Origin of the sequence: Neptuniibacter sp. 1_MG-2023, assembly GCF_030547185.1 — a bacterium.
Lineage (GTDB): Bacteria > Pseudomonadota > Gammaproteobacteria > Pseudomonadales > Balneatricaceae > Neptuniibacter.
The window spans coordinates 38,909-52,057 of sequence record NZ_JAUOQR010000002.1 but is presented as its reverse complement, the minus strand read 5'-3'; the positions used below and the strand labels follow the sequence as shown (position 1 = coordinate 52,057).

At 44.4% G+C, this 13,149-nt stretch carries 15 protein-coding genes and 1 tRNA gene; 13 read left to right on the top strand and 3 right to left on the bottom strand.

Annotated features, from left to right (window positions below):
* Position 1 precedes the first annotated feature (1 nt).
* Genes pdxA through Q4492_RS03000 form a run of 7 tightly spaced genes read left to right on the top strand, consistent with a single transcriptional unit; the run spans position 2 to position 5,242 of the window.
* Positions 2–1,000, top strand: a complete 999-nt coding sequence (gene pdxA / locus Q4492_RS03030) for a 4-hydroxythreonine-4-phosphate dehydrogenase PdxA (RefSeq protein WP_303415780.1) — start codon at positions 2–4, stop codon at positions 998–1,000.
* A gap of 3 nt (positions 1,001–1,003) precedes the next feature.
* On the top strand, positions 1,004–1,828 hold the full coding sequence (gene rsmA, locus Q4492_RS03025) for a 16S rRNA (adenine(1518)-N(6)/adenine(1519)-N(6))-dimethyltransferase RsmA (protein WP_303415779.1): 825 nt from the start codon (positions 1,004–1,006) through the stop codon (positions 1,826–1,828).
* A complete protein-coding gene (gene apaG / locus Q4492_RS03020) occupies positions 1,821–2,207 on the top strand; it encodes a Co2+/Mg2+ efflux protein ApaG (protein ID WP_303415778.1) in 387 nt (128 codons plus the stop codon). Before rsmA ends, apaG begins: the two co-directional genes overlap by 8 nt.
* A 24-nt stretch (positions 2,208–2,231) precedes the next feature.
* On the top strand, positions 2,232–3,065 hold the full coding sequence (locus tag Q4492_RS03015) for a symmetrical bis(5'-nucleosyl)-tetraphosphatase (RefSeq protein ID WP_303415777.1): 834 nt from the start codon (positions 2,232–2,234) through the stop codon (positions 3,063–3,065).
* A gap of 25 nt (positions 3,066–3,090) precedes the next feature.
* Positions 3,091–3,411 carry a thiosulfate sulfurtransferase GlpE gene (gene glpE / locus Q4492_RS03010; protein WP_303415776.1) on the top strand — a complete coding sequence of 107 codons (321 nt, stop codon included), beginning with the start codon at positions 3,091–3,093 and terminating at the stop codon, positions 3,409–3,411.
* Complete coding sequence (locus Q4492_RS03005; protein ID WP_303415775.1) at positions 3,411–4,511, top strand: hypothetical protein; 1,101 nt, start codon at positions 3,411–3,413, stop codon at positions 4,509–4,511. Before glpE ends, Q4492_RS03005 begins: the two co-directional genes overlap by 1 nt.
* A complete protein-coding gene (locus tag Q4492_RS03000; protein ID WP_303415774.1) occupies positions 4,511–5,242 on the top strand; it encodes a pteridine reductase in 732 nt (243 codons plus the stop codon). The genes Q4492_RS03005 and Q4492_RS03000 overlap by 1 nt, the downstream gene beginning before the upstream one ends.
* An 8-nt stretch (positions 5,243–5,250) precedes the next feature.
* Here the strand turns inward: Q4492_RS03000 and folK are convergent, their stop codons facing one another.
* Both folK and folB read right to left on the bottom strand, forming a co-directional pair.
* Entirely contained in the window at positions 5,251–5,763 is a 513-nt protein-coding gene (folK, locus tag Q4492_RS02995) for a 2-amino-4-hydroxy-6-hydroxymethyldihydropteridine diphosphokinase (RefSeq protein WP_303415773.1), read from the bottom strand.
* Positions 5,763–6,119, bottom strand: a complete 357-nt coding sequence (gene folB / locus Q4492_RS02990) for a dihydroneopterin aldolase (RefSeq protein ID WP_303415772.1) — start codon at positions 6,117–6,119, stop codon at positions 5,763–5,765. The genes folK and folB overlap by 1 nt, the downstream gene beginning before the upstream one ends.
* A gap of 21 nt (positions 6,120–6,140) precedes the next feature.
* Between folB and plsY the strand changes: the two genes are divergently transcribed.
* Positions 6,141–6,728, top strand: coding sequence for a glycerol-3-phosphate 1-O-acyltransferase PlsY (gene plsY / locus Q4492_RS02985; protein WP_303415771.1), 588 nt, complete (start codon positions 6,141–6,143; stop codon positions 6,726–6,728).
* A gap of 19 nt (positions 6,729–6,747) precedes the next feature.
* Here the strand turns inward: plsY and tsaD are convergent, their stop codons facing one another.
* The gene (tsaD, locus tag Q4492_RS02980) at positions 6,748–7,776 is read right to left on the bottom strand and encodes a tRNA (adenosine(37)-N6)-threonylcarbamoyltransferase complex transferase subunit TsaD (protein ID WP_303415770.1); all 1,029 of its coding nucleotides are present in this window, start codon (positions 7,774–7,776) and stop codon (positions 6,748–6,750) included.
* A gap of 209 nt (positions 7,777–7,985) precedes the next feature.
* On the opposite strand from tsaD, the gene rpsU reads away from it, so the two are divergent.
* The 5 genes from rpsU (at position 7,986) to Q4492_RS02955 (ending at position 12,927) form a co-directional block, all read left to right on the top strand.
* On the top strand, positions 7,986–8,201 hold the full coding sequence (gene rpsU / locus Q4492_RS02975; RefSeq protein WP_067865199.1) for a 30S ribosomal protein S21: 216 nt from the start codon (positions 7,986–7,988) through the stop codon (positions 8,199–8,201).
* A 47-nt stretch (positions 8,202–8,248) separates the two neighbouring features.
* A complete protein-coding gene (locus tag Q4492_RS02970; RefSeq protein ID WP_303415768.1) occupies positions 8,249–8,698 on the top strand; it encodes a GatB/YqeY domain-containing protein in 450 nt (149 codons plus the stop codon).
* Positions 8,699–8,730: 32 nt separating this feature from the next.
* A complete protein-coding gene (dnaG, locus tag Q4492_RS02965) occupies positions 8,731–10,689 on the top strand; it encodes a DNA primase (RefSeq protein WP_303415767.1) in 1,959 nt (652 codons plus the stop codon).
* Positions 10,690–10,893: 204 nt separating this feature from the next.
* The gene (rpoD, locus tag Q4492_RS02960; protein WP_303415766.1) at positions 10,894–12,702 is read left to right on the top strand and encodes an RNA polymerase sigma factor RpoD; all 1,809 of its coding nucleotides are present in this window, start codon (positions 10,894–10,896) and stop codon (positions 12,700–12,702) included.
* Between the two features lie 148 nt (positions 12,703–12,850).
* Positions 12,851–12,927: transfer RNA gene (locus tag Q4492_RS02955), tRNA-Ile, on the top strand.
* Positions 12,928–13,149 lie beyond the last annotated feature (222 nt).

Here is a 13,149-nt window from a genome sequence, read left to right as displayed (position 1 = left end):
CTTGGGGACGAACCGCCTTGTCATTACACCAGGTGAACCTTCGGGAATTGGCCCTGACCTGTGCATTCAAATTGCACAGTTAGGGCACATTGATGAGTTAGTTGTCATTGCTGACCCAGAGCTTCTTCGTCAACGGGCGAAGCAATTGCAACTTCCGCTCAACATTGAGCAATTCGACCCCGCTCAACCCGCATCACCAACACCAGCCAGAACATTAAAAGTAATTCCCGTTCCGCTGAAAGTAGACGCTATCCCCGGAAAGCTCAATACCGCAAATGCGGAATATGTTTTAGCTACATTATCCTTAGCAGCTAACGGCTGCTTAGATGGCACTTTCTCCGCACTCATTACAGCACCAGTTCATAAAGGTGTGATCAATGACGCCGGCATTCCCTTTAGCGGCCACACAGAATTTCTCGAAGCATTAACAAAGACAAAAAAAGTAGTCATGATGTTAGCAACCGAAGGGCTGCGTGTTGCTTTAGCCACCACCCATTTACCACTTCGAGAAATAGCCGATGCGATCACACCCGCCTTACTGACCGAAGTGATTGAAGTCCTCAATCAAGATCTAAAATCCAGTTTTGGAATTAAGTCACCTAAAATATTGGTCACAGGCCTCAATCCCCATGCAGGCGAAGGCGGTCATTTAGGTATGGAAGAGATTGAAGTTATAGAACCTACTCTGGAAAAATTAAAAGCAAAAGGGATTAATCTAATTGGCCCCCTCCCCGCCGATACTTTATTTACAGAGAAATACCTACAAACCGCTGATGCCGTATTGGCTATGTACCACGATCAAGGCCTACCCGTGCTAAAATACAAAGGCTTCGGCAAAGCAGTAAATATTACCTTAGGCATGCCCATTATCCGTACATCGGTCGATCATGGTACAGCACTTGATTTAGCAGGCACGGGAACTGCAGATCCAGGAAGCCTATTAACAGCAATAGATTATGCTGGCGAAATGTCTCGCCATCGCAGCCAACTCGCGAACTAATTCATGAGCAAAAAACCAGTAGCACATAAAGCCCGAAAACGTTTTGGGCAAAACTTTCTGCATGATCACGGGGTTATTCGCCGTATTATTCGTGCAATATCGCCTCATGAATCAGACCAAATGGTTGAAATTGGGCCAGGATTAGGTGCCTTAACTGAAGAGCTGCTATCTGAAGCAGGTGAGCTCGATGCAGTAGAGCTCGATAGAGACCTCCCCCCTATTTTACGCACTAAGTTTTTTATGTACGGGGACAAATTCCGCATTCATGAAGCGGATGCAATGAAATTTGATTTTTCACAACTCCGCAAAGGCGAAAAACGCCTACGTATAGTCGGAAACCTACCTTATAACATATCAACCCAATTAATCTTCCACCTACTCAGCCATTCAGACAATGTAGAAGATATGCATTTTATGCTGCAAAAAGAGGTGGTTGATAGAATGGCCGCCGGACCTGGTGAAAACAACTACGGCAGGCTAGGTATCATGGCGCAATATTACTGCAATGTAGAATCACTATTTAAAGTACCGCCAGGTGCTTTTAACCCTGCACCAAAAGTAGACTCAGCGATTATAAGGTTAACGCCTTACCATGATTTACCTTATGTCGCAGAAGATGTAGAACAATTCAAAACAGTCGTTAGAACCGCGTTTAACATGCGCCGTAAAACATTACGTAACAATCTAAAACCTCTGCTTAGTGCTGAAGCACTCGAGAGCATTGGAATTGATCCAACACTACGTCCAGAACGATTATCAGTTGCTGATTTTGTCACCATAAGCAACTACCTTACTCAACACAAAGGCAAAGAAAAAATTAATGGATAATATGTCGCTTGGGGATAAAATAATTATAGATGTCAACACTGCCTATCTGGATAAGCAATCTGATCCCGATAGTAAGCGTTATGTGTTTTCTTACAAAATTACAATTACCAATCACAACCCTATTCCAGTACAGCTTTTAAATAGACATTGGTTAATTACCGATGGAAATCAACATATTCAAGAGGTCCAAGGGGAAGGTGTTGTGGGTGAACAGCCTATTATAGAACCCGACTCGAGCTACACTTATACCAGTGGCGCAGTACTCACCACCAGCGTCGGAAGTATGCAAGGACATTATGAAATGAGCACCGATGAAGGCGAACTGTTTAAGGCAGCCATCACCCCATTTACTTTAGCCAGTCCAAACGCATTACACTAATTAATAAGAACAGAGTCGCATCCTATGGCTACATATGTAGTTGGTGATATTCAAGGCTGTTATGAGGAGCTAATGCTTCTCTTACAACAAATTGAATTTTCCGAAAATGACCAACTATGGATAGCTGGCGACTTAGTTAATCGCGGTCCTCATTCACTCGAAACCTTACGATTCATTAAGTCCCTGGGACCTCGCGCTACCTGCGTTCTCGGTAATCATGACCTACACCTACTTGCTGTATATTTTGGCGCAACCCATCATAAACGTAGCGATACCTTAACCCCAATTCTTCAAGCGCCCGATAAACACGAGCTACTCTCATGGTTACGTAAGCAAAAACTTATGGTTTACGACAGAGACCAAAAAGTAGCCATGGTACATGCGGGCATTCCACCATGCTGGAGCATTCAAAAAGCACAAAAACGTGCAAAAGAGGTCGAAAAGGTACTCAATAGCACCCTAGCCGGCGAATTCTTTAATCATATGTATGGTAATCAACCCGATATCTGGTCCTCGCACCACCAAGGCTGGAATCGTTTAAGACTTATTACTAATTACCTAACACGCATGCGTTTTTGCACACCTGAAGGCAAGCTAGACTTTTCAGCTAAGGGCGATTTAGCCTCACAACCTCAAAACCATAAACCGTGGTTTCAATTTCCGCGTAAAGATCCAAATGAGCAAGATATACGTATTCTTTTTGGTCACTGGGCTGCATTAGAAGGGGAGGCAAAAGCTGAGAATGTCTTTGCCTTAGATACAGGGTGCGTATGGGGAGGCGAGTTAACGGCATTACGCTTGGACGATCTACAATTATTTCACACACCCGCTATTACACCCAGATTACAGCCCTTATAACCAGCATATATACAAGGATAATTTGATGAGCCAATTTAAATGTATAGATTCAACACAAGCTGCAGCCTTAATCCAAGAGGGTGCTGCCGTCGTTGATATACGCGACCCACAAAGCTACTCCCAAGGCCACATATCTGGATCAGTTAGTCTAAGCAATGAGAATATGCATCAATTCATGCATGATGCTGATATGGAAAAACCCTTGTTAGTTTGCTGCTATCACGGCATTAGCAGTCAATCTGCTGCACAATTCCTTATCGAACAAGGTTTTGATGAGGTTTATAGCATCAATGGTGGTTATGAAGCTTGGCGCATCGAACAACCCAGTCTATGCGAGAATGCATAATGGACATATACCTAGTCGGTGGTGCAGTAAGAGATCAGCTTTTAGGCTATCCCGCATTTGATAAGGACTGGGTCGTTGTCGGCGCTACGGCAGAAGAGATGATATCTCAGGGCTATCAGCCTGTAGGCCAAGATTTTCCTGTCTTTATCCACCCAACAACAGGCGAAGAATACGCACTCGCTAGAACAGAAAGAAAATCAGGCAAAGGCTATACCGGCTTTAATTATCACGCAGACCCTTCTGTCACATTAGAAGAGGATCTACTCAGGCGAGATTTAACAATTAATGCAATGGCATTAGGCCCAGATAAGCAACTGATTGACCCCTACAATGGCCAAGACGATCTACAAAAAAAGTTACTACGCCATGTATCACCTGCATTTTCAGAAGATCCATTAAGAGTACTACGTGTAGCCCGCTTTGCCGCTCGATATGCCCATCTAGGCTTTAGTGTCGCAGATGAAACAATGGCGCTAATGCAGCAACTTTCTTTAACTGATGAATTAGAACATTTAACCGCTGAACGAGTATGGAAAGAGTTCGAACGCGCCTTAACCGAACAATCCCCTGAAGTATTTTTACAAGTTCTACACCAATGCAATGCGATTCCTAAAGTACTTCCGGAGTTAACTAAGGCATTGGACGAACAAACATTTATCGATGACTTCATCAGCATTCGCAATAAAACGGACAGCTCTATTACTCGCTTTGCATGCTTACTTTCATTAACGACTCAAGTTGATATAAATCACCTGTGCACTCGATTACGCACCCCAAACGATTACAAAGAGCTCGCATTACAGTGCAGCCAACATCACAAGCAACTTGCTCATTTTGATAAGCTAGCAGGAAAAGAAAAACTAGAAATCATTCTTCAATTAGATTTAATACGCAGACCACAGCGTCTATCCCAATTACAACGCTGTCTAGATGCCATACACAACACAGTAAGCCTCGATACACTCGGCCCGATATTAGACCAGATAGCTCAAATCCAACCAAAGCAACTTATGGCCGAAGGTTTAACGGGAGCAAACTTAGGAGAAGCGATCAACAACCGTCGCTTATCTATCTGCCAACAATTCAATCAGGATGCATAATGAACAGGGTAGCCTTAATTACAGGAGCAGCAAAAAGAGTTGGTGCCATTATCGCCACACACCTTCATGCCCAAGGCTATTCAATTCTAATTCACTACAACTCATCCCTTAGCGAAGCGGAGTCTCTTGCAAACAAGCTAAATAATATCCGTCCCGATAGCGCTGATATACGTCAAGCTGACCTAAATATAATGCACGAGGTAGAGCAATTAGCAAATAGCAGTATTAATAAATGGGGACGTATTGATCTACTAATTAACAACGCCTCAGCCTTCTATCCCACACCTCTGAACACCAGCACGCAAGAGCAGTGGGACAATCTAGTAAATTCCAATTTACGCGCCCCCTACTTTCTCAGTGCCGCATTAAGCCAAACCCTTCGTCAAAACAACGGCTGCATTATCAATATGATTGATATACACGCACAACGAGGGCTACCAGGTCATCCTATTTACTCAATTGCTAAAGCAGGACTAGAGATGATGACTAAAAGCCTTGCCAAGGAGCTGGGGCCAGAAGTTCGCGTTAACGGCGTATCACCCGGGGCTATTTTGTGGCCCGATGCAGGCTTATCTCAAGCGCAACAAACGGCTATTTTAGATAAAACATTGCTAGGAAAAACAGGTGATGCAGAAGATTTAGCAGAAGCCGTCTACTTTTTAGCCAACGCAGACTATATTACCGGCCAAATACTCGCAGTAGACGGTGGAAAATCACTTTATAGCCATTAATTCTGAGTTCAAGTACGACAAGGAAGCTGATGCCCTGCCCACTCAAACTCGACCGTCCAAAGCTTTTGCTGGTTTTGAGAAGATCCCCACAACTCAGCATAGGTCATATCTAATTCTGGGTGTTTTATATCTGGCGCAATCTCTGCTAACGGCTGCAACACAAATGCATTTTTTGTCACTTCATCTCTCGGTAACTGAACACCCGAAAACACTCCGACACATTGATCATAAGTTAAAATATCAATATCCAACGTACGTCCACTAAACTTCGGACCTTTTCGGCAGCGCCCATTATCATCTTCAATACGCTTCAATCGCTTAGATAATTCAGAAACAGAGAGTTCTGTTTCAAATTCAGCGACAAGATTAAGAAAATTATCGCCTTCAAAACCAACCGCCTCACTTTCATAAACAGAGGAGATCAGCAATGATCCAAAATGCTGTTGAAGCGCATCCAGCGCCGAACGGGTGTAACGCTCTCTATCAGTATTACTACCAACACTCACAAAAACCTGAGCCATTAAAACCGCTCTCCACGCTCAATAATTACACCTACATCAGCAGCTTTGGGTACAGCCCCCGGCTTACCTAAGCGCAAACGCAACCATTTTACAGAAAATTCATTGATCACAATTTCTGCAATTTGCTCTGCCATAGTTTCAACCAGCAAAAATTCACTTTGCTCAATAAACTCAATCAAACGGTCAGAAACCGATTTATAGTTAAGCGTATTCTCTACATCCTCAGTATTCGCCGCTTGACGGATATCCGTACCCATCTCCAAATCGAGATTAACTCGCTGACGAATTTCGCGCTCCCAGTCATAAATACCTATAACTGTTTCCACTTCTAACTCTCGAATGTACACTAAATCCATAACTCTACTCTTGGACTGATAATGACCGATACTGGCTTAATCACCATTGGACTAGTTTTTTTAGCTTATCTTTGGGGCTCTATCCCCACAGCCGTACTTGTTTGTCACGCATTAAATATTCCCGACCCCCGAAAACAGGGTTCAGGAAACCCTGGAACAACCAATGTACTCCGTATAGGCTCACGTAAAGGAGCACTCGCCACTCTTGCAGGCGACGTAGGCAAGGGCATCTTAGCACTTTTACCTTGTTCCATTTTACAACTACCTAGCACTGAACAATCATTATGTGCGCTAGCCGCTATAATAGGGCATCTCTTCCCTTTATTTTCTTCATTTCGGGGCGGAAAAGGCATAGCCACAGCGCTTGGGGTATGCGTCAGCCTGTTTTGGCCAATCGCCATACTGCAAACATTTGTGTGGTGCCTCATTTTCGCTCTAAGCCGAACAGCCTCAATGGGGTCAATTGCTACTGTCCTAGTCACCCCTATACTCGTCTGGCTGGCCGCACAAGCCTACCTTCCCGTGATATTAGTGATCTCAGCCTTACTTTTACTCAGTCACCGTACAAATATAAGAAACTTACTACAAGGTAAAGAGCCTCGTTTTTAGGTGCAAGCCAAGATCCTAACTATAACGCAGCAAGAGTATCTAACGGCCAACGAGGTTTAGTAATTATTTCCAAGCCACTCTGCTGTCCAGCCATTAACCTCTGGCAGCCTGCATAAGCGATCATCGCGCCATTATCAGTACAAAACTCAGGACGCGCATAAAACAATTTAGCTCGTTCCTTCTGAACCATCTCTTCCAAACGTTCACGCAATCGCTTATTAGCACTAACCCCACCAGCAATAATCAGCTGTTTAAAGCCCGTATGCTGTAATGCACGCTTACACTTAATTGCCAAAGTATCAACAACAGCTTCCTCAAACGCGGCCGCAATATCACAGATCGTTTGATCATCAATGCGCCCATTTTTATCACGATGATCATTACTCGTATTCAACGTATACGTTTTAAGCCCTGAAAAACTCATATCCATACCGGGGCGATCAACCATGGGTCGGGGAAAACGAAAACGCGTGCGGTCACCCTGCAGGGCATATTTGGCAACCAACGGACCACCAGGATAATCAAGTCCAAGCATTTTAGCTGCCTTATCAAACGCCTCACCAGCAGCATCATCTAAAGATTCACCAAGCAGCGAGTATTGACCTATACCATCCACTTGAACTAGCTGGGTATGGCCTCCTGACACAAGTAAAGCAACAAAAGGGAAAGATGGCGGCGTGTCTTCAAGCATAGGCGCCAAAAGGTGCCCTTCCATATGGTGTACGCCTATAGCAGGAATACCCCAAGCCAACGCCAAAGCTCGACCCGTTGAAGCGCCTACCATTAACGCACCAATAAGACCGGGCCCAGACGTATACGCAAGTGCATCAACATCGCCTTTTTTTAGGCCCGCTTTTTGAAACACTTCATCAAGTAGAGGTAACAGCTTACGCACATGATCACGTGACGCCAATTCAGGCACCACTCCGCCATATTCAGCATGCATTTTTACTTGGCTATATAAGACATCTCCCAACAACCCCTGCTCACTGTCATAAATAGCAACACCCGTTTCATCACAAGATGTTTCAATTCCCAATACACGCATTCTTACCCACCTACCTTACATACTCATCAGAGGTTTGCGCGCATTATACCCTTGCCCTTCAATACCTGCACATAAAATAGCGAACCCTAGCATTAACTGCTTTACTTAACTTAGCGAAAGGAATAGAATTTTGCGCCTTGCCGTAAAACCGTCTGTTTTATGGCAAGTTTTATTATATTTAACTCAACAATTATAGGGTTTGTTAAAACATGCCAGCTGTAAAAGTTAAAGAAAACGAGCCATTTGATGTAGCTCTACGTCGCTTCAAACGTTCTTGCGAAAAAGCAGGTGTATTAGCTGAAGTTCGTCGTCGTGAATTCTACGAGAAGCCAACATCTGTACGTAAACGTAAAGCAGCAGCAGCTGTTAAACGTCACGCTAAAAAAGTATCTCGCGAAAACGCACGTCGCGTACGCTTGTACTAATACACGAGATATACATTAGATCCCATTCAGGTAATTAGAGGTGAGTCATGTCAGAGCTTAAGCAGCAAATCACTACCGAGATGAAAGCTGCAATGCGTGCCAAAGATAAGGAACGCTTAAGCACTATTCGCATGATGTTAGCCGAACTCAAACGCATCGAAATTGATGAGCGCATTGAGCTGGATGATACACGAGTACTTACGGTGCTAGACAAAATGTCTAAACAGCGCCGCGACTCTATCTCGCAATTTGAAGAAGCGGCACGCATGGATCTTGCAGATGCTGAGCGACGGGAGTTGGAGGTGATTAAAACTTTCCTGCCGCAACCGCTTACCGAAGAAGAAGTAGCAGCTATTGTAAAAAAAGCTGCGGAAGAATCTGGCGCACAATCCATGCAAGACATGGGAAAAGTCATGGGGCTAATCAAGCCTCAGGTACAAGGCCGCGCCGATATGGGTATAATTTCCAAGCTCGTCAAATCGCAATTATCCAGCTAAACTGCCGCTGAATATATTCAGCAGCTGATAATATGGCCGGACGCATCCCACAAAGCTTTATTGATGACCTTTTAGCACGCGTCAACATCATTGACGTGCTAGATGGACGTGTCCAAAAGCTAAAACGAGCAGGTAAAAACTACTCTGGACTTTGTCCGTTCCATAAGGAAAAAACCCCCTCATTTTCTGCCAACCAAGAAAAACAATTTTATTACTGTTTTGGCTGTGGTGCAGGCGGCAACGCCCTTGGGTTTCTTATGGATTACGAGAACATTAGTTTTCCAGAAGCGGTTGAAGAACTCGCCAAAAGCGCCGGAATGGAAGTCCCCCGCGACGACTCTCCTCACCAACGCGAAAAAGATCAGCAACTCAAAACGCTCTACGAACTCCTAGAAGCCGCGACAACTTACTATGAAAATCAGCTTCGAACTAACGACACTCGCATAGATGCCGTGAATTACCTCAAATCTCGCGGACTGAGCGGACAAGCGGCCAAAGCCTTTTCTATCGGCTTCGCACCTTCCGGTTGGGATAATCTACTTACCCACCTAACCGGTGGCGATTTAGAGAAAGCAAAGCGGCTAGAAGAAGCAGGCATGCTTATTCACAATGAGGAGAGAGATAGCCGCTACGATCGATTCCGTAATCGCATCATGTTCCCGATTAGAGATCAACGTGGAAGAACAATCGGTTTTGGTGGACGCGTACTCGGAGATGATAAACCTAAATACCTTAACTCACCCGAGACACCAACCTTCCATAAAAGCCGAGAGCTTTACGGTCTTTATGAAGCTCGAAAACATAACAGCAAACTAGACAGACTGATCATTGTTGAAGGTTACATGGATGTTGTCGGCTTAGCACAATATGGGATCCACTATGCCGTAGCAACTCTCGGCACAGCAACAACGGATCAACACCTAGAGCGACTCTTTAAAATTGTCCCCGAAATTATCTTTTGCTTTGATGGGGATAACGCAGGACGTGAAGCAGCAGTACGTGCACTTAAAACAACCATGCCCGTGATCGAAGATGGCAAAGAAGCCCGCTTCCTCTTTTTACCTGAAGGTGAAGACCCTGATAGCTTAGTTAGACAGGAAGGTGAAGCTGCATTTAGCGAGAGGCTCTCGAAAGCACAACCTTTGTCGGAATTTTTCTTTAAAAGCTACTCAGAAAATGCTGATTTAGATAGCATGGATGGGCGCGCTCGATTTAGCACAGAAGTATTACCAACCATAAACTCAATGCGACCTAGTCTACTGCAACAGATGATGCTGGATCGAATATGCGAGTTGACCAACCTATCCCTCGAACAATTACAAACCACCGTCAACTTCCATGAAGCCATCACACCCAGCACCCCTCAAACAAGCCCGTCAGTTCAGACTGAAAGCACATACAGTGAATATGATTATCAGCCAAACGATCATGTACACTACTCCGATAGCGAAAGACATGATTACGATACAGCAAACACTTACTCACCCTACAGCAGGGACAAATTCAGCAGTAATAACGTTAAAAAAGGCTCAAGGCCCTATCAGCAACGCCCCAGCAACACCGAGCTCTCATTTGCAGCAAAGCTAATCGCCCTACTACTGCATTATCCTCAGTTAGCCACCGCCCACAAATTTCCTGAAGGGTTAAAGCTATCTGAAGAGCAAGATATCAAGCTACTTATTCAGCTCATTGATTACTACTCATCCAACCCAAACGCTACACTTGGACAGCTAGCAGTTGACTGGCGAGAAGATGAAAAGCTATCACAAACGATCATCAACCTTTACGAAATATCAACATCTCTAGAAATACATTCAGAAACCGATGCTCGCCTATACCTCAAAGACTCTCAACACGGGCTGGAATTAAAAGCACTTGAACTTGAGATCTCAGCTATTCAGAAAAAGCATCAACTCAACAAGGACGAAAAAATAGCACTCGCACAGAAACTGCAAAAACTCCACCAACTTAAAGATATCGCAAAAGATTAACTCTATCGCACTTGAAAAATTCTCCCACCGACACCATATAAGTTAACGAATTACAGGATTTTTACAGCAAGTCGCTGAATATAGTCTATTTTTAACAGGTAATTCTATAAAACAAGCACGGCCTTTTTCCTAGCAAATTAGGTACTTCATCGTTATAATGGCCTGCTCAAATTTTCATCCATTTTTTTCAAGTCACAGGGTCCTATGTCCGATACTTCTCAGCAACAGCAGTCTCGCCTCAAGGAATTGATCGCGCGTGGTAAGGAACAAGGCTACCTTACCTACTCTGAAGTCAATGACCATCTACCCCAGGACATTGCCGATCCGGATCAAGTAGAAGATATCATCCGCATGATTAATGACATGGGTATTTCCGTGTCAGAAGAAGCTCCGGATGCTGAAACACTTCTCATGACCGAAGGCGATTCCGCCGAAGTAGAAGCCGATGAAGAAGCAGTAGCAGCATTAGCTGCCGTTGAATCAGACGCCGGCCGAACGACAGACCCCGTTCGTATGTATATGCGCGAAATGGGCACCGTTGAGCTACTGACCCGAGAAGGTGAAATAAGCATTGCAAAACGCATAGAGGAAGGCCTACGCGAAGTCATGTCTGCTGTAGCATGCTTCCCTGGCACCGTTGATGCAATTATCGAAGCCTATGACTTAACTATTGCCGAAGAAGGTCGTCTAAGCGATATATTCAGTGGTTACATCGACGCTGATGATGACGATGTTATTCCGCCTCCTGGCCCTGTTGCATCCAGCGAAGACGATGACGACGATGAGGAAGAGAAAGAAAAAGGCCCAGATCCAGAAGAAGCTGCACGTCGCTTTGGCTTGGTTCGCGAACACCTTATCGCCTTAAAAGATGTCGTAGAAAAACATGGCCGCGGCACTAAAGAATACCGCAAAGCACAAGACGCATTAGGTGAAGTCTTTTCACCTATCAAGTTATCACCTCGATACTATGAAGCCCTTGTTGATAGAGTACGCTCCACAATAGAAAATGTACGCCGACAAGAACGCATCATTATGCGCATCTGTACACAGCGCGCAAAAATGCCGCGCAAAACTTTTATTAAAGAATTCCCAGGTAACGAGACGAATCCTGAATGGTTCACCTCTGTTATTGAATCATCAAATGACTATGCACGCGCAATCAAAACAAACTTGATTGAACTTAAACGCGCGCAACGCAAACTGATTCAAACTGAAAACGAAACAGGCATCAGCTTAACTGAGATCAAAGAGATCAACCGCGCAATGTCAATTGGCGAAGCACGTGCACGCCGCGCGAAAAAAGAGATGGTTGAAGCTAACCTTCGTCTTGTGATCTCTATCGCTAAAAAATACACCAACCGTGGCTTACAGTTCTTGGATCTCATTCAAGAAGGTAACATCGGCCTTATGAAAGCAGTTGATAAATTTGAATATCGCCGCGGTTATAAGTTCTCGACTTATGCTACTTGGTGGATTCGTCAGGCGATTACGCGATCAATTGCCGACCAAGCGCGCACTATTCGTATTCCAGTTCATATGATCGAAACGATCAACAAGCTGAACCGCATATCCCGCCAGATGCTACAAGAGATGGGTCGTGAAGCGACACCGGAAGAGCTAGCTGAACGCATGGAAATGCCTGAAGATAAAGTACGCAAAGTATTAAAAATCGCCAAAGAACCGATCTCAATGGAAACACCAATCGGTGACGATGAAGATTCAAGCCTCGGCGATTTCATTGAAGATATCACCATCTCTTCACCTGTAGACTCCGCAACTGGCGAAGGCCTACGCGAAGCAACACGTGAAGTACTAGCAGGGCTGACAGTGCGCGAATCTAAAGTACTGCGTATGCGTTTCGGCATTGAGATGAATACCGATCACACCCTAGAAGAGGTTGGTAAACAGTTTGATGTAACCCGCGAACGCATTCGTCAGATCGAAGCAAAAGCACTACGTAAGCTTCGTCACCCAAGCCGATCAGAACATCTACGCGGCTTTATAGACGACTAGTAAATTCTTTTAAATCAAACTATTGCGCCAATGATTCTGACTAGGTATTATTGGCGCCCTCTCCTTTTAGGAGAACCTCAAACCAAATGATATTAACTCAGTTTTGATAAATATCGTATTGGTTTCGCAAGAGAATTCTTGCATCTGAGGGCCTATAGCTCAGTTGGTTAGAGCGCTCGACTCATAATCGATCGGTCGCAGGTTCGAGTCCTGCTAGGCCCACCACTTTATTCAATTAAATCAATTAGTTATAGCCTAAGTAGCGATCAAAAACAACTCAACTGAGTTCTGATTAATCTACTTATCTATTCAGAACTTCCCCTTTTTCATTTAGATACATAACCAGTACCTAACAGTTAATACAGCTCCCCTAGATATAAAAAAATGTTCTTTTTCCATCCGCTTAATCGCCGAAAAAGGATCTCATCAGAAAACAACTTGGCTTAG

Bases quoted from the DNA above. Each gene is read 5' to 3' on its own strand.
- rsmA (WP_303415779.1), top strand. From the start codon at position 1,004: ATGAGCAAAAAACCAGTAGCACATAAAGCCCGAAAACGTTTTGGGCAA.
- apaG (WP_303415778.1), top strand. From the start codon at position 1,821: ATGGATAATATGTCGCTTGGGGATAAAATAATTATAGATGTCAACACT.
- Q4492_RS03015 (WP_303415777.1), top strand. From the start codon at position 2,232: ATGGCTACATATGTAGTTGGTGATATTCAAGGCTGTTATGAGGAGCTA.
- glpE (WP_303415776.1), top strand. From the start codon at position 3,091: ATGAGCCAATTTAAATGTATAGATTCAACACAAGCTGCAGCCTTAATC.
- Q4492_RS03005 (WP_303415775.1), top strand. From the start codon at position 3,411: ATGGACATATACCTAGTCGGTGGTGCAGTAAGAGATCAGCTTTTAGGC.
- Q4492_RS03000 (WP_303415774.1), top strand. From the start codon at position 4,511: ATGAACAGGGTAGCCTTAATTACAGGAGCAGCAAAAAGAGTTGGTGCC.
- folK (WP_303415773.1), bottom strand. From the start codon at position 5,763: ATGGCTCAGGTTTTTGTGAGTGTTGGTAGTAATACTGATAGAGAGCGT.
- folB (WP_303415772.1), bottom strand. From the start codon at position 6,119: ATGGATTTAGTGTACATTCGAGAGTTAGAAGTGGAAACAGTTATAGGT.
- plsY (WP_303415771.1), top strand. From the start codon at position 6,141: ATGACCGATACTGGCTTAATCACCATTGGACTAGTTTTTTTAGCTTAT.
- tsaD (WP_303415770.1), bottom strand. From the start codon at position 7,776: ATGCGTGTATTGGGAATTGAAACATCTTGTGATGAAACGGGTGTTGCT.
- rpsU (WP_067865199.1), top strand. From the start codon at position 7,986: ATGCCAGCTGTAAAAGTTAAAGAAAACGAGCCATTTGATGTAGCTCTA.
- Q4492_RS02970 (WP_303415768.1), top strand. From the start codon at position 8,249: ATGTCAGAGCTTAAGCAGCAAATCACTACCGAGATGAAAGCTGCAATG.
- dnaG (WP_303415767.1), top strand. From the start codon at position 8,731: ATGGCCGGACGCATCCCACAAAGCTTTATTGATGACCTTTTAGCACGC.
- rpoD (WP_303415766.1), top strand. From the start codon at position 10,894: ATGTCCGATACTTCTCAGCAACAGCAGTCTCGCCTCAAGGAATTGATC.